This is a genomic window from Cupriavidus sp. H19C3 (assembly GCF_049393815.1).
Taxonomy (GTDB): Bacteria; Pseudomonadota; Gammaproteobacteria; order Burkholderiales; family Burkholderiaceae; genus Cupriavidus.
Genome location: NZ_CP184985.1, coordinates 773,095 through 797,021, shown reverse-complemented (window position 1 = coordinate 797,021; position 23,927 = coordinate 773,095). Strand labels below are relative to the sequence as shown.

Here is a 23,927-nt window from a genome sequence, read left to right as displayed (position 1 = left end):
CCCTCATGCCGAATCCCCGCACACACTGGAGCTGCCGTGTCTGCCGCTACGCTTTTCACCCCGACCCGCCTTGGTGCCATCGATGTCAGCAACCGCATTGCCATGGCTCCCCTCACCCGCGCCCGTGCCGACATGGACGGCGTGCAGACGCCGCTCGCGGCCGAATACTACGGCCAGCGTGCCGGCGCCGGCCTGATCATTGCCGAAGCCACCAACATCTCGCGTCAGGGGCGCGGCTATGCCTACACGCCCGGCATCTATCACGAAGCGCACGTGGCAGCCTGGGCGCCGGTCACGGCGCGTGTCCATGCCGCCGGCGGACGCATCGTATTGCAGCTGTGGCATGTGGGCCGCATGTCGCACGTGAGCCTGCAGGAAGGTGGTGCCGCACCGGTGGCACCGTCCGCGCTCCAGGCCGGTGGCACGGTCTATACGGAAGCCGGTCACCTGCCGCCATCCGCGCCGCGTGCGCTGGCCACGGAGGAACTGGTGGGCATCATCGAGGATTACCGCCATGCCGCGCGCCTGGCCAAGGCCGCCGGCTTCGATGGGGTCGAAGTGCACGCCGCCAACGGCTATCTGCTCGAGCAGTTCCTGCGTGACAGCACCAACCACCGCGACGATCGCTACGGTGGCTCGCTGGAGAACCGTGCGCGCTTTCCGCTGGAAGTCGTGGAAGCCGTGGCCGGCGCCTGGGGTGCCGATCGCGTCGGCATCCGCCTCTCGCCGCTCTCGACCGCGATTGGCGATACGCCGCTGGACAGCCAGCCGATGACCACGCATGCCTACCTTGCCCGTCGACTGGGCGAGATGGGCCTGGCCTACCTGCATGTGGTGGAAGGACAACTGCATGCCGGCAACGGTGCCGACCTGTTCGATGTGCAGGCGTTGCGTGCCGCGTTCGGCGGTGCCTATATCGCCAACAACGGCTATGACCGTCAGCGCGCGCTCGATGCGACCGCCGCGGGCCATGCGGACATGATCGCCTTCGGCAAGCCGTTTATCGGCAATCCGGATCTGGTCGAGCGCCTGCGGGTGGAGGCGCCGCTGCATGAAGCGGGCGCGGAGACCTTCTTTGGCGGCGGTGCCAAGGGCTATACCGAGCTGGCGGCGGCCTGAGCGCACGCCACGTTGCGCACGGTGGCCATCGCCATGCGCGCGTGGCAAGGCGGGCACCGGCCTCGGAGGTGGCGCCCGCCAGAGCGGTGACGTACCGGGCCGGCGTCGGCGCAGTGTGGGGCCGCGCTGGCCGGGTACCTCCTACTTCGAGCCGGCCGCGCTTGCCTGTGCCTGCGGGCGTTCCGCCCCATACGTCTTGACGAGATAGTCCACGATGGCGGGCATATCCTCGTCCTTCAGCGGTGCGCCGAACGGACTCTTCATCTTCTTGACGGTGGCCTCCCAGTACGCGCGCGGCGACGATGGCGGTTGCGTCGAGATGTACTGCGCGGAATGGCAGGTCATGCAGTTCTGCAGCGCGAGGTTGTAGCCCGGCAGCGTGCTTGGCTTGAACGTCGCGGTCTCCTGCGGCACCTTGATCTCGAGCGCCATGGCGTTGGACATGGCAGTGACGGCAGCCAGCGTCAGCAGCGCTGAGGCGGCACGCACAAAGACATGAGAATGTTTGTTCATGGGCGCCCTCAGCTAACCACGATTCGCGTGGATTCCACGACGTTGCGCATATAGCCCGCTGGATTCCAGCTTGCCGTCAACGGCTGGATCTCGCCACCGCGCGCCTTGGCGCGCACGCGCAGGTCGTATTCCCCCTTCTGCTCGGGACGGAAGCCGATGCTCCACTCACGGAACGCGTAATTGCCGTAATCCTTGCCGAGCCGGGCCGCACGCCAGGTCTGGCCGCCATCCGCCGAGAACGAGACCTCCTCGATGCCCTTGCCACCGTCGAACGCGATGCCCTTGACCGTGACCTCGCGGCCCGCCGGAATCACGCTGTCCGCGGCCAGGCTGGTGATAAAGGAACGCACATTGAAACGGCCGATCGGCACCGTGCTGGTGGGCGCCTTGCCAGGCTCGACGCACGCACATTCGTTATCGGGAATGCGGTACGCCGATTTCATCCAGAAGCCGTCGAACGGCTTGTCGAGCACCTCGATATGGGACAGGTGCTTGACCCAGTACGTGCCGTAATAACCGGGCACCACCAGGCGCAACGGATAGCCGTTGAGGAACGGCAGATCCTTGCCGTTCATGCTCCAGGCGAGCATGACTTCGCCGTCCATGGCATGGTCGACTGCCAGGGCCTTGGTGAAGTCGGGGCCGGTATCGAGCGGCGAATGGTCGAGCCCGTCAAAGCTGACCTGCACCGCGCCGGGCTTGATCCCGGCCTTCTCCAGCACCACGCGCAGCGGAATGCCGGTCCAGCGCGCATTGCCCATGGCGCCGTTACCGAGCTGCCCACCATTCACGCGCGGCGTAAAGAAGCCACGGCTATTGCCGGAGCACTGGTTGACCGCGACGATCTCGACCGGCTTGGCCAGCTTGCGCAGTTCCGTGAGCGACAGCTCCAGCCCTTGCGCGACATGTCCGTCGATCTTGAGGCGATAGCTGGCCGCGTCGATGCGGGTCGGAATACCGCTCCAGTGATAGCGCACGAAGAACGCGTCGTTCGGCGTGATCACGCTCTGCCCGAACACCTCGAACGGCGTCTCCAGTTGCGGGGGGCGGCTGGTCAGCAGAATCATCGGCCGCTTCTGGGGGAATGCGACCAGCTCGCGATGACCATTCTCGAACGGCAAATCACGCGTGCGGGCCGTGCCGGCGGCGAATGCGCCGGGCGCGACCAGTCCCAGGGCTGCCTGCAGTGTCATGGCAGCGCCGCCCTTCATGGCGCTGCGGCGTCGTTGATCGATACCAGCGCGATCGACGCTGACGCTCTTCTCTTCTTTGGCCATCCTGTCTCCTCGGGGCCGTGTGGGGATGTTCCCGTCACTCAGCGTAGCGCACGCGCGTCATCGGAACAAATGGTATTTATGTTATGCGTTACCGATTTTTCAGATAGGCGCGGCGCGCTACATCAGCAAGCCCCGGCATAGCACCGACAAGCCGCTGGCGGCCAGGAAGACCAGCAAGGCGCGTCGCACCGCATCAGGCGAAATCCGCTTGCGCAACTGTCCGCCAGCCACCAGCCCAAGCACGCTGAACGGCACCGCGAATGCCGCACTGCGCAAGACCTCGCCCTGCAGCAACAGGCCGCTGCCCACAAACGCGGCCAGCCGCATCAATGCACTGACCAGGATGACGGCGGCGATGGTCGAGCGGAACTGATCCAGCTGTGGCAACCGGCGCGACAGATACATCGTGTAGACCGGCCCCCCGGTACCGAACAGCGCGCTGAATACCCCGCCCACGACGCCGGCAGGAACCGACCAGCCCCTGGCGGCCGGCGCCGCCTGCGCGGACGCTGCCATCCATGCGCGCGCGGTCATCGCCAGCACGAATACGCCGAGCGCCACCAGCAGCCAGCGCGAATCGACGCGCGCCAGCACCGTGGTGCCGAGCGCTACCCCAACCACCATGCAGGGCAGCAGCCGCATCAACTCGGCACGGGATACCGACTGCCAGTTGCGCAGCCCCACCAGCGTGGTGGCGACGAGGTCGAGCACCAGCAGCATCGGCACCACCGCCTGCAGCGGCATGAACTGGACCAGGATCGGCACGGCCACCATCGCCGCGCCAAAGCCGGTCAGGCCGAAGACCGTATAGGCCGCGGCGATGGTCACGCCGAGTATTGCGTAGTGGTCGATCATGCGTGCGCGCCTGATGGCAGCCTTATGGCATCCTGATGCCTGCACTACGGGCAAGCGCCTGGTACGTGGCGAAGTTTTCCGACACATAGGTGGCCGTCGCTTCCGGCGTGAGCACGCGCGGAATCCCGCCATAGCTCGCGTTGGCGGCAATCCAGCGTGCGTCCGTCGACGCGGCCTTGAGCACGTCGGCCCATTTGCGGACCAGGTCCGTCGGCATCCGGGGCGGACCGTACAGCGCGCTCCAGCCGATCACCGCTTCCAGCGCCGGGAAGCCAGACTCGCGCGCGGTCGGCACGTCGGGGAACTGCTTGAGCCGCTCGGGCGTCGTGGTCATCAGCGCGCGCAGCTTGCCGCCCGCCACCTGCCCTGCCATCGAGCTCAGGTTGTTGCAACTGAAGTCGACGTCCTTCGACATGACCGCCATGGCGGCTTCATTGCCGCCCTTGTAGTGCACGCTGACAGCATCGGTGGGCTTGAGCTTGAGGCTATGCAGCAGCAGTTGCGGCGCAAGGTTCTGCACCGTGGCGGGACCGGACGCGCTGTAGTTGAGCTTGCCCGGCCGGGCCTGCAGATCCGCCGCGAGGTCGGCCAGCGTCTTGTACTTCGATTCGGGATGCACCACGCACACGACCGGATTGAGTTCCAGCAGGCCGATAAACGTGAAGTCGTTCCACTTGTACGACAGGCCGCTTTCCTGCATGGCCGGCAACAGTACCTGCGAGCCCACCCGCGCCAGCAGCAGCGTGTAGCCGTCGGGCGCGGCATCGCGCGCGATCTGCGAGCCGATCGCGCCATTCGCGCCGGGCCGGTTGACGATCACCACCGGCTGGCCCAGCGCCGCCGTGGCCGTGACCGACAGGTTGCGCGCCGATTGATCGGCATCGCCCCCCGCGCTGAACGGCACCACGATGGTAACCGGCCGGCTTGGGTAGCCCGGCACGGTCTGGGCCGACACCGACAGCGCGGCCAGCATGCCGGTGGCCAGTATCGCGCACGCCAGGCTGCGCGGCGTGGTTCGCGCCAGGGTGGGCGCCGGGGGGCGCGCCAGAGTTCGCGCCATGTTGCACGCGATCATGCGCGCCCTCGTCCTGCAATGGATCGGGATCATCTCGGTCTCCTCTCTGCATGGACGATGGCGGGCTAGTTGACGGAAATTTTGCGCTTTGAGACCAGCACCTTCCAGCGGCCCGACTCTCGTGCGATTTCATCGGGCAGCCGGCCCTTGGGCGTGATCGAGCGCGCCATGCCCTGCGAGGCCATGTACTGCTGCATGCCCGGTTCCGCCACGGCGCGCTCAAGATCGGCATACATCCTGGCAGCAAGCTCCCTGGGCGTACCCGCCGGCGCCATCAGTGCAAACCAGCCGTAGAAGCTGAAACCGTCGAGACCCGCCTCGGCTACGGTCGGCACGTCGGGCAGCAGCGACGAGCGCTCCTTGCCGGTCACGGCCAGCGCGCGCAGGCGGCCGCCCTTGAGCAGCGGGGAGATGGAGTTGATATTGCCGACCGTCAGGTCGACATTGCCGGCCATCAGGTCGGCGTTGGCCGGGCCGTCGCCCTTGTAGGGCACATGGACGAATTCGACGCCAGCGGCTTCGGCAAACGCCTCGCCGGCGATATGGACCTGACTGCCATTGCCGGCGGAGGCAATCGTCAGCTTGCCGGGATTGGCCCTGGCATAGCTGATGAGCTCCGGCAACGTGCGCGCGGGAATCTTGCTATTGACGGTGACGACCATCGGGCCGCTGGCCACCTTGCTGATCATCTCGAAGCTTTCGCCCGAGTACGGCAGCTTCTGATAAATGAACGGATTGACCGTGAACATGCTGCCGGAGGCCAGTAGCAGCGTATACCCGTCGGGCGCCGCCTTGGCCACGGCCTCGGCGCCGACCGCCCCGCCCGCGCCTGGGCGGTTGTCGACCACCACGGTCTGCTTCCATTGCTTGCCCAGCTCCACCGCCAGCGCCCGGCCCAGCAGATCGGTGGCACCGCCCGCGGCAAACGGCACCACCAGGCGGATCGGCTTGGTCGGCCACTCCTCGGCATGCGCGGGCACCATATACAACGGCGCGATCGCAAACGCGAACATGGCCACTGCCGTGGAGCCATGCCGCCTGGCGTCGGCATCGCCGCACAGCTCCTTGACGAGCGGATGCCGACGCCAGCGCCCCAGCCATTGACGCGCGCGGCGCGACCATTCTTCAAGCAACTTCCCGGGGCCTGCTGATTTCATGGTTGTCTCCTTGGTGGTGGGCGTCTCCGCACGGCTGGCGGCGATCGCGGTCGATGCTTCCGGTTTGCGCTGCGATGTCCGCCGCGCCCCTGATGCCTACCGTTGGCGTCTTATGGTTGGTGTCTTATGGTTGGTGCTTGTCGATGCGGGTTATGGTGGCTGCTTTCCAGACAAAAGGATCCCCTGCGCGCTCGTTCCGGCGCGTTCCGCTTGCGATGATGGTCGGACGACGGGTGCTGCGTGACGACGGGTGCTGCGTGACGACGGGTGCTGCGTAACGACGGGGCTGCGGTACTACGGTGCTGCGGTACTGCCTTGGCTGCCGTTGACGGGCCGCGAGCGGCTGCTATCCACTACGTCGACGTCCGGACAATCCGGCCGCGACCGCATTGCCGCCTGCCGACGCCTCGGCGTCCGTCGGCGAAGTCACCGCGCTCAGTGCATCGAACAGCAGTTTCGACAGATGCGCACGCGGGTTATCGCGCGGCACCAGGATGCCGAGCCGGCGCGTCAACGGCGGCGAGCCGAAGGGGATGGTGCGAATGGTCGACGGGAACTCGTTCCGCACGCCGCGCGCCGGCACCACCGACGACCCCAGCCCGTTGGCCACCATGGCGATCACGCCTTCCAGCGTGTCGATCTCCATGGTCGAGCGCACCGCGATCTGGCGCCTGATCATTTCTTCCTGCACCAGCAGGCCGACCCGGGCAGTGCGGTTGAAGCGCACATAAGGCGTGGTTTCCAGCACACCCTTGTCGGAGTCGCCACGCGTGGTGGCGTGAGTAATGACGACGAACTCCTCGTTGAAGAACGGCATGAACTGCAGGTCCACGCGCGGGATCTCGGGTTCGGTCACCACTGCCACATCGAGCTGGCGCCGGAACACGGCGCGCTCCAGGTCATGCGTCAGCCCGGTGGTCAGGTGGATGTCGATGCGATGGCCCTGCTGCTGCAGGCGCTTGAGCGCAAGCGGCAGCACGCCGGACACGCAGGTATGCACCGAGCCGAGCTTGAGCACACCGCCAGCGGCTTCACGCTTGAGCGCGGCGCTCATGCTCTCCCAATGGGCCAGCAGGTCGCGCGCGCGATTGGTGAAGGCCAGCCCGGCGTCGGTCAGCACGGGCGGGCGCCGGCTGCGGTCGAAGATGCTCATGCCGAGCTCCTCCTCCAGCGCGCGCATCTGCATGCTGACAGCCGACAGCGACAGGCCGATGGCATTGCCGGCTTCGACAAAGCTGCCGCGGTCCGCAATCGCCACCAGCGTATAGAGCGTCTTGACGTCCATCGCCTATAGCCCCAGCAGGCGTTGCGCGTTGCCGCCCATCACCCTGGCAAGGTTCTCGGCCCGGAGCGGCAGCGTCTCGAACCATGTCTTGTAGTCGTGCACCGGGCAGAATGGGAACGAGCTCGCGTACAGCATGCGATCGGCCAGGAAGGTATCCGCGGCCTTGACGTACTCCTCCCAGCCCGGCATGCGAGAGAAATACATGTCGGGCGACAGGTACAGGTTGGGCCGGCGAAACGCGATATGCAGGATCTCCGTGACCCAGGGCCAGCCGCCGTGCGCCACCACGACCTTGAGGTTGGGAAAGTCGCATAGCACGCGGTCGGTGCGGATCGGATCGGAGTAGCCGAGGTGGGGGCCCGCGGTGCCGCCCACCATCAGGATCACCGGTACGCCCAGGTCCTCGCAGTGTGCATAGATCGGATACAGGCGGCGGTCGTCGGCGTACATCGGCACCGGGTAGGAGCCCGGCTCGATATTGATGGCACGGAAGCCATTGGCGACGGCATCGGAGATCGTCTTGCAGGCGGCCACGCGGTGGGTGGGATCGATCGAGGCGGCGCCGATAAAGCGGCCCGGATAGTCGCGCACGATGCGCGCCACGTCGTCGTTGGAAACGCTGCCCAATGTCCCGGCCAGCCGCCCCACCACCACGCCCTGGTCGACACCGGCGGCATCCATCTCCGCCAGCAGCAGCGGCATCGACTGCTGTTGCGCCGCCGGCGAAGGCTCGAAGCCGACCGTGCGCGTAAAGCCGTCGCGGCGCTCGCCGGCGGCGTACATCAGGGTATCGAGAAAGCCGCCGAGCGGCGGCCGCAGCCGAAAATCGATGATCATGGTGTCCCTTCTCTGTGCAATATCGTGCGGTGCGGTGGCCTACATCACCTCGTGCTTGCGGTCGTCGGTCTCGCCGTAGCGATGCAGCGCCGGCGGCTTGAGGCCAGCGTACAGTTTCTCGATGCCGGCGTTGATCACTTCCGTATGCTGCGCAAACAGCGAATTGCCGGCGAGATCGCTCTCCACGATAAACGGCCCGAAGTTCTCGACCTCGAACATCCACATCGCCTGCGCAATGCCAAGCTCGTCGAGCCAGAACACATCCTTGACGCGCCGGATGCCGCGCCCAAGCAGCGCACCGGTGCCATAGCCCACGGTAGTCAGGTAGATCGCCCCGGCCGGCGCCAGCACGCGCTGGTAGTCGTCGGCCGGCATGCCCCCCTTGCCGATAAAGATGCGGCAGCCGGTCTGCTCGATCCAGCGCGGGATCCACTTCGAGAACCGGAAGCTCGCGGTAGCCGTGACCGCGCCCACGTTATAGCCGCCCCCCGGGTCCGGAGCCGCTGCCGGCGAGCAATGGAAGTTGACATTGCTGAGCTGTCGCAGGTCCGCCGGCGGTGCCAGGCCGTCGTCGAGCACCTTTTTGTAGACGCCCTCGCGCGCGGTATAGATCAGGCCATTCAGATAGACCACCGAGCCGAGCTCGAGGCGGGCGATATCGTCGGTCGTGGCCGGCAGATCGAGATGGAAGACCTTGAGTCCATCCTCGTTGGGCGCTTCGTCTTGCGGATTTACCATTCGACCGTCTCCCTGCGCAGGTAAGGGGTGAACCACTGGGGGTCCGTGCGATATTCGATGTCGCCATCGGCATGGATGCGCGCGGTAGCGCGTCGCGACGACAGGCAGAACGTATGCAGGCTGATCGGCATGCCGCCGGTGTGGGTATGGCCGACCTCGATATGGCAGTCGACCACCATGGACGAACCGACGAAGCCCATCGCGCCCATGCCGATGGAGTTGCCCAGCTTCATCAGCTCGAGCTCCAGTGCGGCGATGCGCGGATCGGGATTGCGGTCGCCCACCACGCGCAGGCAGGCGGCCTGCTTGCCGAGCTGCATGCAGGTATCCTTGGAGCCGCCCAGGCCAATCCCGACGATGGCCGGCTGGCACGCCAGCCCGCGCTTGCCGAACGCGATCAGGGTATCGAGCACGAAGCGCTTGATGCCGTCGATGCCGTCGCCCGGAAACAACATGCGATAGTCCGTGCCGAACAGCCCGCCCTTGTGCACGGTCGTGATATCGACCCAGTCCGCATCGGGCTCGAACGACCACTCGATCTCGGGCGCATTGATGCCGACGTTATTGTTGTGGTCGGTGCGCCAGAGCGGATGCACGCGATTGGGCCGCAGCGGAATGGCCTGAGTGGCGTCGGCGGTGGCCTTGCGCAGCGCACGCTCGACGGCGACAAAGCCGCGTTGCACGCTGGCGCTGTTGCCAACCTTGACGTAGTAGCGCGGCAGCCCGGTATCGGCGCACATCGGGCGGCGGTCCTCGTCGGCGGCGTCCCAGTTGTCCTGCATGGCGTGGATGACAAAGCGCGGCAGCTTGCCGGTCTCGGTCTTCTGCAGGGCCGCGATGCCCTGCCGGTAGTCCTGCGGAATCTCGATCGCCGCGCGTTTCATGATCTCGAACGCGGCTTCCTCGACCCGGTCGATGGAGATGGTCATGGTAGCGGTCCTTATGCTGCAGCTGTAGAGGGTTGGCCGGCCGGGGGCTGCCCGGCAGGTGCGGCGTCGCCGGCGATCAGCGACATGCCGGGCCGCACGATGTCGAACTTCACCGGCACCATGTCGAGACGCAGGTCGTCCTCGCCCGTAGCGGTGACACGGGTATAGCGGCTGCCGTGCAGATCGCCGGCCTCGGGAAAGTCCTCGCGGTAATGCGCGCCGCGGCTGTTTTCGCGCGCCAGCGCGGAAACCGTAATCACGCGCGACATATCGACCAGGCTCTGCAGATTGAGCCAGTCGTGCCACGTCACGTTGTAGCGCCGGTCGCCATCCGGCACGCCCATCGACATCAGCGCGCGGCGGTGCGTGCCGAGCGCCTCCAGGCCACGCCGCATAGCGGCGTCGTGGCGCAATACCCCGACGTCGTCCCACATGGTCTGCGCGAGCGCGTCGCGCAGTTCGTGGATGGGGCCGGCGGGCCGCGAGAATGGATACTCGGCACGCGCGATGCCGCTGGCGATCACGCGGCGGTCGGGTTCCTTCCAGTGCTGCACGCCCGCGACATAGGCCGCCATGGCATCGCCGGCGATCCCGCCGAACACGGTGGAGTTGGCCACGCCATTGCCGCCCAGGCGGTTGGCGCCATGCACCCCGCCACAATCTTCCCCCGCGGCAAACAGCCCCGGCGACGCAGTACTGGCATCGACATTGAATTCGACGCCACCCATCAGGTAGTGGGCGGTGGGGACCACTTCCACGCGGCCGCCCGCGAGGTCGAAGCCGCAGTCCTTGCAGCGGTTGACCATGCCGGGGAACGTCCTGGCCACCTTGTCCGCGCCCAGATGGCTCATCTGGATATAGACCCCGCCCATCGGTCCGGTGCGTCCCGCGCGCATCTCGGCATAGATGCCGCGGCTCACCACGTCGCGCGTGGCGCGTTCGCCGCGCGCATCATAGTTCGTCATGAAGCGCTCGCCGTCGCCGTTGAGCAGCCAGCCGCCGGCACCGCGCAGGCCTTCTTCCAGCACCGTGCCTGTCATGCGCGTATCGGGCCCGCCCAGCAAACCGGTGGGATGGAACTGCACCATCTCCATGTCGCGCAGGCTCAGGCCATAGCGCGTGGCCATGGCAAGGCCGTCGCAAGTCTTGTCGCCGGACGGCGTGTGATAGCGGTACATGGTGGGGCCGGCGCCGGTGGCGAGCAGCACCGCCTTGGCCTGCACCAGCCGATAGATACCGCGCCGCATATCGATGAACAGCACGCCCGCGATGCCCGAGCCATCCGAGGCGGGAATCAGCTCGATGGCACGATGTTCTTCCATCTCCTCCACATCGAGCGCACGCACCTGCTCCATCAGCCGGTTGATGATCTCGATGCCAGTGAGGTCTGCCTTGTGCACGGTGCGGTCGAAACTCTGCCCGGCAAAGGCCTTCTGGTGCAGGGTGCCGTCCGGATTGCGGTCGAAGAAGCAACCGATTTCGTTCTCGAGTTCGCGCACACGCTCGACCGCGCCTTCCACCAGCCGCCAGGCCAGGTCCTGGCGCGGCAGCCATTTGCCCCCTTCGATGGTGTCCATAAAATGACGCTCGACCGAGTCGCCGGCGGAGAGCGCCACGTTGTAGCCGCCCTGCACCATGCGCGTACAGCCGCATTTGCCGAGCAGCCCCTTGACCGCCACCGTGACGCGCAGCGAAGGATCGGCCTTGCGCGCGTGCAGCGCCGCGAACAGACCCGCCCCGCCCGTGCCGAGGATCAGGATGTCCGTCTTGTGGGTCTCGATTTGCATTCAGATCACTCCCAGGGCAAAGATCACGCCGATCAGCAGCGACAGCGCGCCGCCCCAGCCGATCCAGGACAGGCGGGCGTCCCGCGTCGAACGCCAAGGCAACAGTTCGAGCGCCAGCAATCGCAGCCCGAAGCACATATGGATCGAGAGCAGCAACACGAGGCCCCACTCGCCGAACTTCACGGCGCCCATCTCGGCGAATGCGAGAAACGCATCCATGCGGGCTTGCTGCTCGAGCGCAAGGCCGAGCACATAGAAATGCACCGGCAGGAACAGGCCGAGCGCAAGCCCGGACAGGCGATGGCCGAGAAAGGCCCAGTAGGCACGATGATTGCGCGGCGACTTCATGACAGCAGCCCTCCCACCGCCGCCACCGCGCGCAGCCCCAGGCCCAGCAGCAACAGCCCGAACAGGGCGCAGACCAGCGACGCCGCGGGGCGGCGCAGGCGCGCCCATTCGATCAGGATATTGCGCAGGCCGATCGGCACATGCACCGCCACGCTCAATACGAACAGCATGTAGAACGGGATCCATACCCAGCTGCCCTGGGTCCGCGCGAGGATTTCCGCCGCGGTCAGGCCGCCGCGCACCGCGTACAGGATCACGCCCAGGTGCACCAGCACAAACGGCGCCATGATCATCGCGGTCAGGCGCTGGAGGGCGAACAGGCGTGCCTCCATCTCAGCCTCCGCCCTTCAGGAACTGCAGCAGCGCCTGTTTCTTGAGGCCGGCAATGCTTCCGGTCGGGCTCAGGCTCACCGGGCAATGCGTCATGCAGTTGCCCTGCGTATGGCAGGCATTGCAGCCGCTGCCGGAAGTGGCTTGCTTCAGAACGTCCCCGGGATCGGCATGGCGCTCGTCGTTGAACAGCGTCCAGGCCCGATTGAGTGCCGCCGGGCCGAGATACTCGCGGTCCCACGACACCACGTCGCATGCGGCATAGCAGACGCCGCAGTTGATGCATTCGATCGCCGCATCGGCCAGCTTGCGCTTGCGGCTGGCGGGTGACACCGCGGCCGGCGGGTCCTCGCGCGTGGCGGTGCCGACGAAGGTGTTGCCGGCACGCTTCCATTTCTCGAAGAATTCCGACATGTCGACCACAAGATCCTTGATACGCGGCATATTGCGCAGCGGCTCGATGACGATCACGCCGCCCTCTTCCACGCGGCTGACGTGCGTACGGCAGGTCCAGCGCGGACGCCCGTTGACCGTCATCGCGCACGATCCGCATACCCCCACGCGGCAGGCAAAGCGGTACGACAGCGTGGGCTCCATGCGCCGTTGCACCTCGGTGACCACGTCGAGCACGGTCTGGTTGTCGCGCCACGGCACCTCGTATGTGGTAAAGCTGCCCTCGCCGGTGCCGCGTGCAATCCGGACCGTCAACATCCTTTGCGGGGCTGTGGTGGTCTCCATGACGGTGGTCTCCATGACAGTCGCCTGCATGACCTGGTCTCCCTTGTCGATCAATGTGCGGATGCGCCCGACTGCGTACGCGCGAAGGTCGGTGCGGGCTTTCCGTCGAGCTGCACGTTGATGCAGGCCGGCAGCCCGCTGGCTGTGGCCGCGTCGAGCGCAGGGGCCAGCGCGTCGAGCTGGTCGACCGCCGCGCCGAAGCCGCCGAGACCGGCCACCGCGGCGTCGTACCGCGCGCTGGCGCTGAGCGTGCAGCCGATCAGCCGGTCTTCGCCATAGCTGCGCTGCTGGATGACATGCTCGGCATTCCAGCGGCGGTCGTTGCCGACCACCGCCACCAATGCCGCGCCTGCGCGCACCGCGGTATCGAATTCGGCCAGGTGAAAGCCCGCGGTGCCGTCGCCCATCAACAGCACCACGGTTGCCTCGGGACGCGCGAGCTTGGCCGCGATGGCGTAGCAGATGCCGCCACCGATGGCGCCGGACATGCCGTTGATGATGCGCACGGGCGCCTGGCAGAAGGCTTGCGCCCATTGCCCGAATTCGCCGCCGTCGCACACGAGAATGGGGGTCGGGGCGGTCCGCAGGAAGCGGTCGACGGCCTCGCACAGCGCACGCGGATGGATGCCTGCAGCGGTGGCCGCGCTTGTCGGTCCCGCCGCCGGTGCAGGTACCGGGACGGCAGTCGGGACGGGAGCCGGTGCAACTGCCGGCGCGCCACGCTCCGCGCACGCCTGTGCCACCCGGGTCAGCCACGCATCGCGCGCTGGCGTCGCCACGCCGCTGCGCCGCCGCAGGGCCTCCAGTGCGGGCACCACCGCGGCGCGGCAGCGTGCCGCCAGACGGTCGCCCAGCAGGCGCTGCGCACGCTCCAGCATGGCTTCGTCAGGATCGATCGCCACCACGCGCGCGGTCTTGCCGATCGCGGCTTCGCGGCCAAAGCCCACCGTGAAGTCGAGCCGCTTGCCGAGCAGCACGATCAGGTCCGCTTCCGCCATGGATTCGGCCAGCGCGCCGAGCGACGGATCGCGCAGGCCACGCGGGCTTTCCATCGGCACGATCGGCGTGCCGAGCGCACGGCTGCAGGCGTCCAGGGTCGGGCGATGGCGGGCGCGGCACAGCGTGGGTCCGGCGAGGATCAGCGGGCGTTGCGCGCTGCCGAGCAGGTCGGCAATGGCGTCGATGTCGTCGATGGCAGCCAGCTCGGGCGCCACGGGCGCTGGGTCCGGCATCGGCGCCGGCAACGCATCGAGTCCCGCTTCCCGCGTCAGCACATCGAACGGCAAGGCCAGATGCACCGGACCGCAACGATCCGCGAGCGCCGTGGCACAGGCCGTATCGATGGCGGAGACGAGCGCCTTGCCATCGGTCACGCGGTGCGACCACTTGGTCAGCGGCGCGGTCATCGCAACCTGGTCGAGTTCCTGGAACGCGCCCATGCCATCCTCGCCAACCGACGAATCGCCCGAGATCACCAGCACCGGGCTTTCCGCCTGGCTCGCCGAGAACAGCGGCGCCACGCCATTGGCAATGCCGGGTGCCGCGGTCAGCAATGCCACACCGATCTGCCCGGTCACCTGCGACCATGCGTCGGCCATAAAGACCGCGGCGGCTTCGTGCCGGACATGAACGATGCGGATATTGGCGTCGATGCATGCGTCGTACAACGGCATGATCTGATTGCCCGAGAGACTGAAAATAGTGGTCACGCCGCGGCGCGCGAGCGCGCGGATGACGAGTTCCGATCCGAGCATTTGTCTCCGTACCCAGCCGTTGGCGGCCGTGGTCTTTTGTGGTGATGTTGAAATGAGTTTAAGTAATCGATATTGATGAATCAATAATTTATAACTTGATATTTTTTGAAGTTAATGCCAAAAAAATGCCGCATGAGTGGCTTGTTCATGCGGGCGGTGTGACGGCGGCGCTTCGCGCGTCTGGTCGCTTCAGTCTTGCGCGCGATCGGTCGGCAGCGGCGCATTGACCGCCACCAAGCGTTCGGCGCGGAGCTCACGCCAGAAATCCGCGGGCACTTTCTCCTGGAGCGCGGCCACGTCCTCGGCAATGCGGGCGGGACGGCTGGCGCCCGGAATCACCGCCGCCACGGCCGGGTTGGCCAGCACGAACTGCAGTGCGGCCGCCTTGATGCTCACCTTGTGCCGTTGTGCGACGGCCTTGATGCGTTCGACCCGGGCGATGATCTCCGGCGAGGCCTGCCGATATTCGAAGTGCGTACCGCCGGCCAGGATGCCCGAGCTGTAGGGGCCGCCGACCACGATCTCGGCCTGGCGCTCGCTTGCCTTGGGCATCAGGCGCTGCAGCGCGCGTTCATGATCCAGCAGTGTGTAGCGCCCTGCGAGCAGGAACCCGTCGGGCCGCGGTTCGTCGAGGTCGAGCGTCAGCTCGATTGGCTCGACACGATTGACGCCCAGCCCCCAGGCCCGGATCGCGCCCTCGTCGCGCAGCCGCGTCAGCGCGCGGAACGCACCCTTGCGCGCGATTTCGAAGTACGACAGCCACTCGTCGCCATAGAAGTCCTGCGCGATATCGTGGATCCACACAAAGTCGATGCGGTCGGTCCTGAGCCGCTTGAGGCTGTCGTCGATCGAGCGCAGCGTCGCGTCGGCCGAGTAGTCGTTGACCATCCGGTTGGGACGCCCGCTCGCAAACAGGCCGCTCTTCTCGCCAAGCGCACGCGCATTGGCGTCTTCCACTTCGTCGAGCACGAGGCGCCCGACCTTGGTGCTGAGCACGTATTGATCGCGCCGATGCTGGCTCAGCGCGTCGCCGAGGCGAATCTCGGCAAGGCCGGCGCCATAGAACGGCGCGGTGTCGTAGTAGCGCACGCCTTGCTCCCAGGCAGCCGCGACCGTGGCCTGCGCCTCGGCTTCCGGGATATCGCGGAACATGTTGCCCAGCGGGGCCGTACCGAAACCGAGAACGCTGCCGGCAAGCTTGTCTTTGAGACTCATGACTGCTCCAGATAAAGACAGTGGTTGAGATGAAGCCAGTCTACGCGCGTCCGCGCGGCGATGCGGAAATGCGGCGATGCGGCGACCGGCGGCTTGCGTGAAGCCCGGGCGCGCCGCAGCGGCTCGATGGCGTCTGCATCTGATCTGTCCGGAACCCACAATGTCGCAACGATGAAACGTCCCGACAACGGACCTCCCCGTATCGCGCATGGTGCCGTTTTCACGCATGAAACACGCGCTTGTGCTTTCAACACGAGGCAACCCAGAACTGCGCAACTTTGATATGGCGAGTGCCTGCGCTTCGCCTAATATCCTGTGGGACCGGCGCCAACCATGCCGCGCGGCGCGGCGCCCCCTCTCCCTCCGACGCAGTTTTCGCACCAACGCGAGGTGTGCATGCGTGTCGTGTTCCATCAGGAAGATGTGCAACGGCTTGCCCCCCTGCTCCGCGCGCATGGCCTGCCCGACCATATCGACCTGTCGGCCACGGGCGACGGCCTGGTGGTCGTGGTTGCCCTGGCGCACCAGACACGCGTGGCGGCCGCGGCGGAATACTGGCTGCGGCGCGCGCCGTTGCCGGACGCCTTTATCGCGGCATGCACGGCGGGCACGCGCACGCATTGCCGCCAGGAGCCCTGGTGGCCGGCCGCCATCTGCGATGTGGTGGCCGCCGACGACGAGGACGGCCTGCTGGCCGAGCTGGCGCTGCGCCTGACGCGGCTGCATGAACTGGAAGCGATCCTCAGCGCCGAGTGGTTGCGCAAGCGTGCGGTGGGCCGCTCTGTCCCGTGGCGCGACACCTTGCGCGCGATCGCCCAGGTCGGCCGCTTCGGCAGCGGTGCCTGCCTGCTGACCGGCGAGAGCGGCTGCGGCAAGGAGCTGCTGGCGCGCCTGATGCATGACCTCGATCCGGCACGGCGGCGCGGGCCGTTTATCGTCGTCGACTGCACCACGCTGAGTCCCGAGCTGGCGGGCAGCGAACTGTTCGGTCATGCGCGCGGCGCCTTTACCCATGCGGTGTCGGCACGCGATGGCGCGGTCGCGCTGGCACATGGCGGCACCTTGTTCCTGGACGAGATCGGCGAGCTCGAACTGCCGTTGCAGGCCCGGCTGCTGCGCGTGGTGCAGGAGCGCGCCTACAAGCGGGTGGGCGAGGACTCCTGGCGCCAGTCGGATTTCCGCCTCACCTGCGCGACCAACCGCGATCTGGAAGCGGAAGTGTCGGCGGGCCGCTTTCGCAGCGACCTCTTTTTCCGCATTACGCAGTGGACCGTGCGCGCACCGCCGCTCGCGGAACGCCGTGACGACATCCCGTTGCTGGTCGAGCATTTCCTCGCCGAGCGCGCCGATGCGCCGCCACGCGTCATGCCCGAGGTCATGCAGCAATTGATGGCACGCGATTATCCCGGCAATGTGCGCGAGTTGCGCCATGTGGTGCTGCGCATGGCCGACCGTCAGCGCGGCTTCCGCGTGCTCAGCACGGGCGCACTCGACTGGCCGGGCGCGCTGGCCGATATGGCGCGCCTGGCGGGTGGATGGGAAGGTGCGCTGGCGCACGCGGTCGAGGGTGCGCTCGATGCGGGGCTCGGCCTCAAGAGCATCGGGCAGATCGCCGAGGCGATCGCGGTGCGCGTGGCCGAACGCCGCGCCGGCTCCACCAGTCGCGCCGCGGAGCTGCTACGGGTAACGCCGCGCGCGCTGCAGCTGCGGCGCCAGGGCCGGCCGCCCGAGGAATGCCAGTAGCCGCGGTGCGGGCACGCGCGCACGCGCCATCAGACGCATGGCATTGCCCCCGGCGATACGCGCGAACGCGGTCGCGGACAGCCGCAATGCATGGATCTTGGCCAGTTCCAGCCCCGGATGGAGCCAGGGGCCGTCGGAGCCGAACAGCAGCTTGCCGGGTCCCGCGCGCGCGAGCGCTTCTTCGAGCAGATCGAAGCGCCGCACGCCCGCGGTATCGGCAAACAGATTGGGATGCCGCACGATCAGGTCGATCACCTGGCGCTGTGCCGCCCAGTCGTCGGCAAAGCTGCCGAGATGCGCAAACACGAAGGCCACATCGGGATGGGTCTGGGCCAGCAGGCTCAACGCCCCGGTCTCGCCGCCCGGATCGTAGAGCACCGGCAGGCGCCACTGGCGCGCGGCATCGCATACCTGCCGATGGATGCGCGCATCGTGGCGATGGACCTTGATGCCACGCAGACCGAGCCGGAGCACCGCCTCCTCGATCATCGCATGCAAGCGCGTGCGGTCGCGCTCGGCATGCACCATGGCAAAGCCGATCCAGCGTTGCGGTTCGGCGCGTACCAGCGCGGCGACATCGCGGTTGCCCTGCGCATAGTCGGACTGAAACACCGGCAACAGTACCGAGCGCGCGATGCCGGCCGCGCTGGCGCGGCGCGCGTAGGCAGCCAGCGGCGCGGTGGTATCCCATGGCCCCGTCATGCCGTCGCCCTGCCCCGCATGGACGTGGAAGTCGACGATCATGATGGCCAGCCGATTTCGAGCGTATCGCCGCGCTTGAGGTAGAGGCTGTTGCCGGTGAGCTTGCGCGCCCCCTCGCCCCTGGCCACCACGCCGAGCGGCAGCAGGTTGTTGATGGTGACGTCGCCCGGTCCCACGGTCATCCGGCCCTGCAGCCTGTCGTTGGCGACGGTGCGGCCCAGCACGCGCACCAGCGCATGCTCGACGGCAAACGTGTCGGCATCGGCCATGCTGGCCACGCAGACCTGCAGATCGCCACACTGGTAGCGCGCCGCGGCTTGCCGATGCTCCCGTAGCCGCGTCGGCAGATCCTTCGAGCGGCCGACATACACCGGGACCTTCCGGACCCGTTCCAGCGGCTCGCTCGCGCCGGCATGCAGCGAGCGCCGGAACAGCAGGTAGACGCCGGCATGGCGCGTGCGCGCGGCGGCCACGGCGAGCGAGGGGTAGTACTGCCATTGCAGTTGCAACGTGCCCGCGGTGGACCGGGGAGCGGACTCGAATTCCAGCGTCCAGCCGCGCGCCTCGGCAAGATGGTCGCCGCGCCGCGGCGCAAGGCTGAGCCCGAGCAGCTGCATGGTGCCGGCCTGGCGGCGCGCCAGCAGGCAGGCGCGGCAGCACGCGCCTGCACTCTCGAACCTGGCGGTGCCGAGGCGCGGTTCGGTACTGACACGGCGGGCGCGCGCAATGATCTGCCGCAGGTCGTTGACCAGCATCTGCGGCGGCGTGCCGGGCGGATAACGGTGCATCTCGGCCACGATCCGCATCAGCCGGCGCATGCGCCACGGCGCGAGCTCCAGCGTGTCTCCATCGGCGGTCTTAAACATGCTGGTACTCCTTCCTGGATGGCGATGGGTCGGTCGCATCGAGCGACCGATGTGGCGTCGGCAGGCGTGGGGCGAGATTGGCCATCGCCGCCAGCAGCGCATCGATCTCGGCCTCCGCGTGGTCGGCCCTGACGATCACGGCCAGCGCGTGGCGGCCATCCGCCTGCCGCAGCAGCGCGGTCCGAAACCCGGCGGCACGCATGCCGGCATGCAGCGCCAGCGTGCGCGCCGCGCTCTCCAGCCGCACCTGCTGCAGCGGATGGTCGCGCACCGGCATATGGAGGTCCGGCAGGTGCGTGCGCGCGAGCCATTGCCAACCCGCGCGCAGCCGGCATAGCAGCCGCCATAGACGCGCACGCAATGATTCGCCATCGCGCCGGTTGAGCGCCAGCGCGCGCCGGGCGGCCAGCAAGGCGGCCTGGCTGGCCGTGCTGCTATGCACCTGGGTCGGCCCATCGCGCGCCACCGCGCGTACCAGGTCGAGCGGCCCGCATAGCGTGGCGAGCGGCGCGCCAAAGGCCTTGGCCCAGGACGCCAGCAGCAACACCTGGGCCGCCCGCCCAGTATGCGCACGGTGCGCATACTGCAACGCCCCGCCGCCTCCCGCCCCCCATGGCATGGCGGACGAGGGCCGCGCCCCCATCAGGCCGAGCATCTGGCTATGGTCGATCACCACCAGTCCACCGTGCCGCTGTACCAGTTGCAGGTAGTGCGGCAACGGCACCGGGCTGCCGTCGGCGCGCGTGGCATCGGTGACCAGTGCCGGGGGCCGCGCCGGCCAGTCGGCCGGGCCTTCGTGTCGCTCGCCGCGTGGCGCGCCATGTTGCACAGCGTGTTGCACACCACGTGGCTCATCAGGTGGCTCACCGCGCCGGCCGCCTTGACCGGGCGCCGGCCGGCGCTGGCAGCGCCGCCCGACCAGCCGCGCGATCTCGCCGAGGTCGCCCTGTCGGAACCACGCCACCGGCGCGCCCAGGCCGCGGGCCCGTTCGATGCCCCAGCGCATCACCGGATACAGCGCCTCATCGGCAATCAACACATGCGTGCGGCCCAGCGCGTCGAAAACATCGATCGCGAGATGCAGCGTCGACGGCGCCACCATGCCGGCCTCGCTGCCTTGCAACGCGGCGGCATCGGCGGACACCTGGCGCGCCAGCGGCGACGCCGCCAGCGCGGCCGGATGCCCGCTCGTCAACGCCGCATAGTCGCCCAGCGCGCGTGCCGGATGCCGCAGGCCGAGGTAGAGCGCGGAAGCAAAATCGATCATGGCGCTCCCCTGCCGCGTTCATGCGACCTTGTATCCCTGGTGCTCATGCAGGCGCCGCAGCAGATGCATGCCGGGCACCTGCACGTCCACCGGCTCGGCACCGATATCGACGCCCGTGACGGCACGATACGAGTGGATATACGCCTGGATCTCCGGCCGGAAAAATGCCGCCCAGTTGGCCGCATTGACCGGATCACTGACGGAGTTCCAGTCGCTCCAGCGGATCGACGACACGATCTGCTCGCCGGTGGTGGCGAGCTGCCAGAACTGGTAGGTGTTGGTATCGCCCCAACCCTGCAGCTTGCGCATGCTTTCCACCGAGTGCATCCACGGTTCCGGATAGGCGATCATCGCGCGCCGCGGCAGGAACTCGCGGAACTCGGGCCGCGCCAGCATCCACTGCTGCATCATCATTTCCACGCGCGAGGTGGTGGGCAGGTCGCGGAACTGGTTATGCGCGCCCTCCGACAGGATCAGGTGGACTTCGCGCAAGGCGTTGAGCAGCGGAAAGCCATCCGGCACCACGGTGGTGTCGTCGGCCTGGCGGAAGAACGGCACGCACAGGTTCAGCAAGGTATGGAATGCGCCGAGGAATTTGCTGCGGTTGTCCGCGGCCTGCACCTGCGGCACGGCGCGCCCGATCAGGCGAAAGCCGTACTCGTGCTGATACTCGGCCGCGCGGCGTTCGATCGGCAGCCGATGCTGCTCGTCCTGGACCCAGCCCCAGATCATGTTGTTGAGCGGCCGCAGCGCATCGAGCTCGAACTGCGCGAGCGGATCGCGCGGCCCACCCGACACGTTCTGGAAGCGGCGCGCGATCGCGTTCATGGTCTGCACCAGTTGCAGCTCTTCCATCCAGTAGCTCCAGATCAGTTCGATCAGCGGCGGATAGGTGAGCTTGGCGGAGATGTCGCGATTCCAGTGGTCGAGCCACAGGCAGCCATCCCCGCAGCAATCGTGCGCGCGGGAATCCGGATTGTGCAACTGGCGGGAATGATTGCCCTGCGGCGCGTTTGCTTCCGCCAACGCGCCAGTGGTGGCAGTCGTGCCCGGCGCGGTAAGCAGCGGCACCTCGTGCAACGCCTCCAGGATCCGCTCGCCGACGTCGGAACCCTGCAGGGCGGACGCCACCCGCTGCAGATACGGCAGTGTCGGCGAGGCGCCGCCGCCGAAGTATTGCGTGGCTAGCGCCTTGGGATTGGAGATTTTCAGGCCAAGGCGATCGTTGGCCAGCGCAATGGCCGCCGGATCGTACGCCAGCAGTTCCGCGATCTGTTCCGAATTCGGTCCCGATGGCACCACCGCGCCCCAGGTGACAACGAATGCTTCGGTGGCGACCTTGAGCGCCCGGTAGGCATCCGTATCGGTAAATGGCAGGAAGCGCCGACGGCTCAGCGGTGCCGCGCCTTCATAGAGCTGCGGCCGGCCATGCTTGCGTTGCGTGGCATCGTCCTCGTAGAACAGGGAGTCGATCTGCCGCACGTAATTGTCCCAGCCGAGCATCTGCGAATTCAGCTTGATCAGCAACCACAGCGCCACATCGCCCGTCAGCGCACGCGGTGTCCGTTGCAGGCGGACCGGCGTGGGCGACTCATATTCGGCGCTGTCGAGCTGCTGCGAACGCACGGCAATGTCGTCGATGCGCGCATGAAAGTCCACGGGCATGGGGATGCGCGTGACACGCGTCAGCGCAACGGGCTGGTCGAGTGCAAGGCGGTACGCTGCCTGCATGACCTGTTGCGGATCGGCCAGGAAAGGCGTGATGGCCTGGATCAGCGTGGCGGGATTGCCCGCCAGCTTCTTGCGCATCGACTCGGTCAGCCTCATCGTCAGCTTTGCCGCGACCTGGGTACCGGCCGGCACGCGGATACGGTGTTCGGTGCTCTGCGCCCCCGCGCCGAATTCCCAGTCCAGATGAGTTTCCAGTACCCCTTCGGCTTCCGGCAGCGACTGCACGCTCACCAGATAGTAGTCGTCGAGATCGGGCTTGACGTCCAGGCTGAGCTGGTTCTCGAAATTGCTTGCCATCTTGCTTCTCCTCGGGAAGTTCAAGCATTCGCGGCCAGCGGGGTCCGGATCGGCTGCCGCTGGTTCAACGCCACACTCAGTTGCCGGCTGCCGGCGGTCCACGGCAGGTAACCCGCCAGCGCCCACCGTTGCAGCAGCTCCGATATCACCCGCAGTTCCTGATTGGCCGGCAGCAGGCCGCTATAGCGCGCCTGGCCGAGCACGGCAAAGGCGAGCGCCGGGGTGTCCGCGAGCCGCTCCTGGGGACGGGCCCGCACCTGTTGCCAGATTTCCAGCAGGCGTTGCGGATGCCGGTCGGGCAGGCGCAGCGCGGCGCCGAGCGTGCGCCCGCCCAGCGATGGCGGCCGCAGCGCCAGCAGCGTGGCGACGAACCAGGGCACCGCGCGGTCGAGCTGGTCGAACGCATGACGCTGTGCCGCGCTCATCTGCGCGCGCGGGTATAACTGCTCCCACACCTGTCCCAGCGCGTCCCATTGCGGATGGGGATACAGCGCGCGCCCCATCGCCAGCGACAGCTTGACGCGGATCCACGGCGCGGGATGGGGATCTTCCAGGTTGATGCGCAGCACGAACGCGCGCGGCAGGCTCACCACGCTCATCAACCCGCAGGTGGCGGCGATGCCGACGCGCGAGACCGCCCACAGATCGGCGACGATCTCGCTGATCCAGCGGTCCCACGCCAGCCATCGCTTCTGTGCGGGCGTCTGCGCGGTGCCCACGCGCGCCGCCGAGGCGCGCCGGTACGCATTGGTCAGATCGAGCAGCGCCGCGGCCTGATGCCCCACCTCATGGAACAGGGACGCGGCGATGCCGGTGCCGACCATGCGTTCGCGCGGCATGCGGATCACCGCCACGGGATTGCTGCCGCCGCCCGGCAGGCGCGTGCGGGCGCGCCGGATCGCCCCGCCATGTCCGCGTTCGACGTAGCAGATCACGGGTGGTGGCCGCAGATCGGTGCCCGGCTGCCGGAGCCCGTCCTGCGCCGCCACATCGAGGCCCGACAGCCAGATGCCGGTGCCGTGCTGGCTGCGCTGCGTCAGCACTTCGGCAAAGATCTCGAAATGCGTGAGCGCGGCGTGAAAGTACAGCTTCAGCAAGGCGTAGCGCTGCTGCGCGAGCGCGACGTTGCGGGGCGTGGGTGCGAGCTTGCGCAATTGCCACAGGAACGCCGCGATGCGCACGCGCAAGGCCCGGCGCTCGGCCTGCATATGTTGCTCGATGGCGCCCATCGCCTCGTCGCTAACGTTGGCGGCGGGTACCATCGGCATCTGCAGGGCATAAGGCAGTTGCGCGTCGAGGCGCGCGCGGATACCGAGCACCTCCTGTTCGAGCAGCTGCATGGCCTGGAGACTCGTGTTCATCGC

General features: G+C 67.5%; 22 protein-coding genes. 2 read left to right on the top strand and 20 right to left on the bottom strand.

Features of this window, described 5'->3' with window-relative positions; translation table 11 throughout:
* Window positions 1-36: 36 nt before the first annotated feature.
* Window positions 37-1,119, top strand: a complete 1,083-nt coding sequence (locus tag DFLDMN_RS03545) for an alkene reductase (protein WP_423197129.1) — start codon at window positions 37-39, stop codon at window positions 1,117-1,119.
* 141 nt (window positions 1,120-1,260) lie between these two features.
* Here the strand turns inward: DFLDMN_RS03545 and DFLDMN_RS03540 are convergent, their stop codons facing one another.
* The 15 genes from DFLDMN_RS03540 to DFLDMN_RS03470 form a co-directional block, all read right to left on the bottom strand.
* Entirely contained in the window at window positions 1,261-1,632 is a 372-nt protein-coding gene (locus DFLDMN_RS03540) for a c-type cytochrome (RefSeq protein ID WP_423197128.1), read from the bottom strand.
* 8 nt (window positions 1,633-1,640) lie between these two features.
* On the bottom strand, window positions 1,641-2,909 hold the full coding sequence (locus DFLDMN_RS03535) for a molybdopterin-dependent oxidoreductase (RefSeq protein WP_423197127.1): 1,269 nt from the start codon (window positions 2,907-2,909) through the stop codon (window positions 1,641-1,643).
* Window positions 2,910-3,026: 117 nt separating this feature from the next.
* The gene (locus DFLDMN_RS03530; protein ID WP_423197126.1) at window positions 3,027-3,764 is read right to left on the bottom strand and encodes a sulfite exporter TauE/SafE family protein; all 738 of its coding nucleotides are present in this window, start codon (window positions 3,762-3,764) and stop codon (window positions 3,027-3,029) included.
* Between the two features lie 22 nt (window positions 3,765-3,786).
* Window positions 3,787-4,824 (bottom strand): Bug family tripartite tricarboxylate transporter substrate binding protein, encoded by a 1,038-nt coding sequence (locus DFLDMN_RS03525; protein ID WP_423197125.1) that lies wholly within the window; start codon window positions 4,822-4,824, stop codon window positions 3,787-3,789.
* A gap of 80 nt (window positions 4,825-4,904) precedes the next feature.
* On the bottom strand, window positions 4,905-5,996 hold the full coding sequence (locus DFLDMN_RS03520) for a Bug family tripartite tricarboxylate transporter substrate binding protein (RefSeq protein WP_423197124.1): 1,092 nt from the start codon (window positions 5,994-5,996) through the stop codon (window positions 4,905-4,907).
* Between the two features lie 346 nt (window positions 5,997-6,342).
* Window positions 6,343-7,281: a LysR family transcriptional regulator gene (locus DFLDMN_RS03515; RefSeq protein ID WP_423197123.1), complete on the bottom strand. Its 939-nt coding sequence runs from the start codon at window positions 7,279-7,281 to the stop codon at window positions 6,343-6,345.
* A gap of 3 nt (window positions 7,282-7,284) precedes the next feature.
* Entirely contained in the window at window positions 7,285-8,118 is an 834-nt protein-coding gene (locus DFLDMN_RS03510; protein ID WP_423197122.1) for an amidohydrolase family protein, read from the bottom strand.
* Window positions 8,119-8,157: 39 nt separating this feature from the next.
* Window positions 8,158-8,856, bottom strand: a complete 699-nt coding sequence (locus DFLDMN_RS03505) for a fumarate hydratase C-terminal domain-containing protein (protein ID WP_423197121.1) — start codon at window positions 8,854-8,856, stop codon at window positions 8,158-8,160.
* Entirely contained in the window at window positions 8,850-9,785 is a 936-nt protein-coding gene (locus DFLDMN_RS03500; protein WP_423197120.1) for a fumarate hydratase, read from the bottom strand. Before DFLDMN_RS03500 ends, DFLDMN_RS03505 begins: the two co-directional genes overlap by 7 nt.
* An 11-nt stretch (window positions 9,786-9,796) precedes the next feature.
* Window positions 9,797-11,572 (bottom strand): L-aspartate oxidase, encoded by a 1,776-nt coding sequence (locus DFLDMN_RS03495; protein WP_423197119.1) that lies wholly within the window; start codon window positions 11,570-11,572, stop codon window positions 9,797-9,799.
* Window positions 11,573-11,920 (bottom strand): succinate dehydrogenase, encoded by a 348-nt coding sequence (locus DFLDMN_RS03490; protein WP_423197118.1) that lies wholly within the window; start codon window positions 11,918-11,920, stop codon window positions 11,573-11,575.
* On the bottom strand, window positions 11,917-12,252 hold the full coding sequence (locus tag DFLDMN_RS03485) for a succinate dehydrogenase (protein WP_423197117.1): 336 nt from the start codon (window positions 12,250-12,252) through the stop codon (window positions 11,917-11,919). The genes DFLDMN_RS03490 and DFLDMN_RS03485 overlap by 4 nt, the downstream gene beginning before the upstream one ends.
* A 1-nt stretch (window position 12,253) precedes the next feature.
* The gene (locus tag DFLDMN_RS03480; RefSeq protein WP_423198300.1) at window positions 12,254-12,988 is read right to left on the bottom strand and encodes a succinate dehydrogenase/fumarate reductase iron-sulfur subunit; all 735 of its coding nucleotides are present in this window, start codon (window positions 12,986-12,988) and stop codon (window positions 12,254-12,256) included.
* 50 nt (window positions 12,989-13,038) lie between these two features.
* Window positions 13,039-14,742, bottom strand: coding sequence for a thiamine pyrophosphate-binding protein (locus DFLDMN_RS03475; protein WP_423197116.1), 1,704 nt, complete (start codon window positions 14,740-14,742; stop codon window positions 13,039-13,041).
* Window positions 14,743-14,931: 189 nt separating this feature from the next.
* A complete protein-coding gene (locus tag DFLDMN_RS03470) occupies window positions 14,932-15,957 on the bottom strand; it encodes an aldo/keto reductase (protein WP_423197115.1) in 1,026 nt (341 codons plus the stop codon).
* Window positions 15,958-16,353: 396 nt separating this feature from the next.
* On the opposite strand from DFLDMN_RS03470, the gene DFLDMN_RS03465 reads away from it, so the two are divergent.
* The gene (locus DFLDMN_RS03465; protein ID WP_423197114.1) at window positions 16,354-17,700 is read left to right on the top strand and encodes a sigma 54-interacting transcriptional regulator; all 1,347 of its coding nucleotides are present in this window, start codon (window positions 16,354-16,356) and stop codon (window positions 17,698-17,700) included.
* Here the strand turns inward: DFLDMN_RS03465 and DFLDMN_RS03460 are convergent.
* Genes DFLDMN_RS03460 through DFLDMN_RS03440 form a run of 5 tightly spaced genes read right to left on the bottom strand, consistent with a single transcriptional unit; the run spans window position 17,635 to window position 23,924 of the window.
* Window positions 17,635-18,444 carry an amidohydrolase family protein gene (locus DFLDMN_RS03460; RefSeq protein ID WP_423197113.1) on the bottom strand — a complete coding sequence of 270 codons (810 nt, stop codon included), beginning with the start codon at window positions 18,442-18,444 and terminating at the stop codon, window positions 17,635-17,637. The two genes, DFLDMN_RS03465 and DFLDMN_RS03460, sit on opposite strands and share 66 nt — an antisense overlap.
* On the bottom strand, window positions 18,441-19,268 hold the full coding sequence (locus DFLDMN_RS03455) for a hypothetical protein (RefSeq protein ID WP_423197112.1): 828 nt from the start codon (window positions 19,266-19,268) through the stop codon (window positions 18,441-18,443). The genes DFLDMN_RS03460 and DFLDMN_RS03455 overlap by 4 nt, the downstream gene beginning before the upstream one ends.
* Window positions 19,261-20,535 carry an aminotransferase class I/II-fold pyridoxal phosphate-dependent enzyme gene (locus DFLDMN_RS03450; RefSeq protein WP_423197111.1) on the bottom strand — a complete coding sequence of 425 codons (1,275 nt, stop codon included), beginning with the start codon at window positions 20,533-20,535 and terminating at the stop codon, window positions 19,261-19,263. The genes DFLDMN_RS03455 and DFLDMN_RS03450 overlap by 8 nt, the downstream gene beginning before the upstream one ends.
* Window positions 20,536-20,553: 18 nt before the next feature.
* The gene (locus DFLDMN_RS03445; protein ID WP_423197110.1) at window positions 20,554-22,563 is read right to left on the bottom strand and encodes an 8-amino-7-oxononanoate synthase; all 2,010 of its coding nucleotides are present in this window, start codon (window positions 22,561-22,563) and stop codon (window positions 20,554-20,556) included.
* Window positions 22,564-22,583: 20 nt separating this feature from the next.
* On the bottom strand, window positions 22,584-23,924 hold the full coding sequence (locus tag DFLDMN_RS03440) for a hypothetical protein (protein WP_423197109.1): 1,341 nt from the start codon (window positions 23,922-23,924) through the stop codon (window positions 22,584-22,586).
* Between the last annotated feature and the right edge of the window lie 3 nt (window positions 23,925-23,927).

Coding starts and splice junctions, on each gene's coding strand:
- DFLDMN_RS03540 (WP_423197128.1), bottom strand. CDS start 1,632: ATGAACAAACATTCTCATGTCTTTGTGCGTGCCGCCTCAGCGCTGCTG.
- DFLDMN_RS03535 (WP_423197127.1), bottom strand. CDS start 2,909: ATGGCCAAAGAAGAGAAGAGCGTCAGCGTCGATCGCGCTGGTATCGAT.
- DFLDMN_RS03530 (WP_423197126.1), bottom strand. CDS start 3,764: ATGATCGACCACTACGCAATACTCGGCGTGACCATCGCCGCGGCCTAT.
- DFLDMN_RS03525 (WP_423197125.1), bottom strand. CDS start 4,824: ATGGCGCGAACTCTGGCGCGCCCCCCGGCGCCCACCCTGGCGCGAACC.
- DFLDMN_RS03520 (WP_423197124.1), bottom strand. CDS start 5,996: ATGAAATCAGCAGGCCCCGGGAAGTTGCTTGAAGAATGGTCGCGCCGC.
- DFLDMN_RS03515 (WP_423197123.1), bottom strand. CDS start 7,281: ATGGACGTCAAGACGCTCTATACGCTGGTGGCGATTGCGGACCGCGGC.
- DFLDMN_RS03510 (WP_423197122.1), bottom strand. CDS start 8,118: ATGATCATCGATTTTCGGCTGCGGCCGCCGCTCGGCGGCTTTCTCGAT.
- DFLDMN_RS03505 (WP_423197121.1), bottom strand. CDS start 8,856: ATGGTAAATCCGCAAGACGAAGCGCCCAACGAGGATGGACTCAAGGTC.
- DFLDMN_RS03500 (WP_423197120.1), bottom strand. CDS start 9,785: ATGACCATCTCCATCGACCGGGTCGAGGAAGCCGCGTTCGAGATCATG.
- DFLDMN_RS03495 (WP_423197119.1), bottom strand. CDS start 11,572: ATGCAAATCGAGACCCACAAGACGGACATCCTGATCCTCGGCACGGGC.
- DFLDMN_RS03490 (WP_423197118.1), bottom strand. CDS start 11,920: ATGAAGTCGCCGCGCAATCATCGTGCCTACTGGGCCTTTCTCGGCCAT.
- DFLDMN_RS03485 (WP_423197117.1), bottom strand. CDS start 12,252: ATGGAGGCACGCCTGTTCGCCCTCCAGCGCCTGACCGCGATGATCATG.
- DFLDMN_RS03480 (WP_423198300.1), bottom strand. CDS start 12,988: ATGGAGACCACCACAGCCCCGCAAAGGATGTTGACGGTCCGGATTGCA.
- DFLDMN_RS03475 (WP_423197116.1), bottom strand. CDS start 14,742: ATGCTCGGATCGGAACTCGTCATCCGCGCGCTCGCGCGCCGCGGCGTG.
- DFLDMN_RS03470 (WP_423197115.1), bottom strand. CDS start 15,957: ATGAGTCTCAAAGACAAGCTTGCCGGCAGCGTTCTCGGTTTCGGTACG.
- DFLDMN_RS03465 (WP_423197114.1), top strand. CDS start 16,354: ATGCGTGTCGTGTTCCATCAGGAAGATGTGCAACGGCTTGCCCCCCTG.
- DFLDMN_RS03460 (WP_423197113.1), bottom strand. CDS start 18,444: ATGATCGTCGACTTCCACGTCCATGCGGGGCAGGGCGACGGCATGACG.
- DFLDMN_RS03455 (WP_423197112.1), bottom strand. CDS start 19,268: ATGTTTAAGACCGCCGATGGAGACACGCTGGAGCTCGCGCCGTGGCGC.
- DFLDMN_RS03450 (WP_423197111.1), bottom strand. CDS start 20,535: ATGATCGATTTTGCTTCCGCGCTCTACCTCGGCCTGCGGCATCCGGCA.
- DFLDMN_RS03445 (WP_423197110.1), bottom strand. CDS start 22,563: ATGGCAAGCAATTTCGAGAACCAGCTCAGCCTGGACGTCAAGCCCGAT.
- DFLDMN_RS03440 (WP_423197109.1), bottom strand. CDS start 23,924: ATGAACACGAGTCTCCAGGCCATGCAGCTGCTCGAACAGGAGGTGCTC.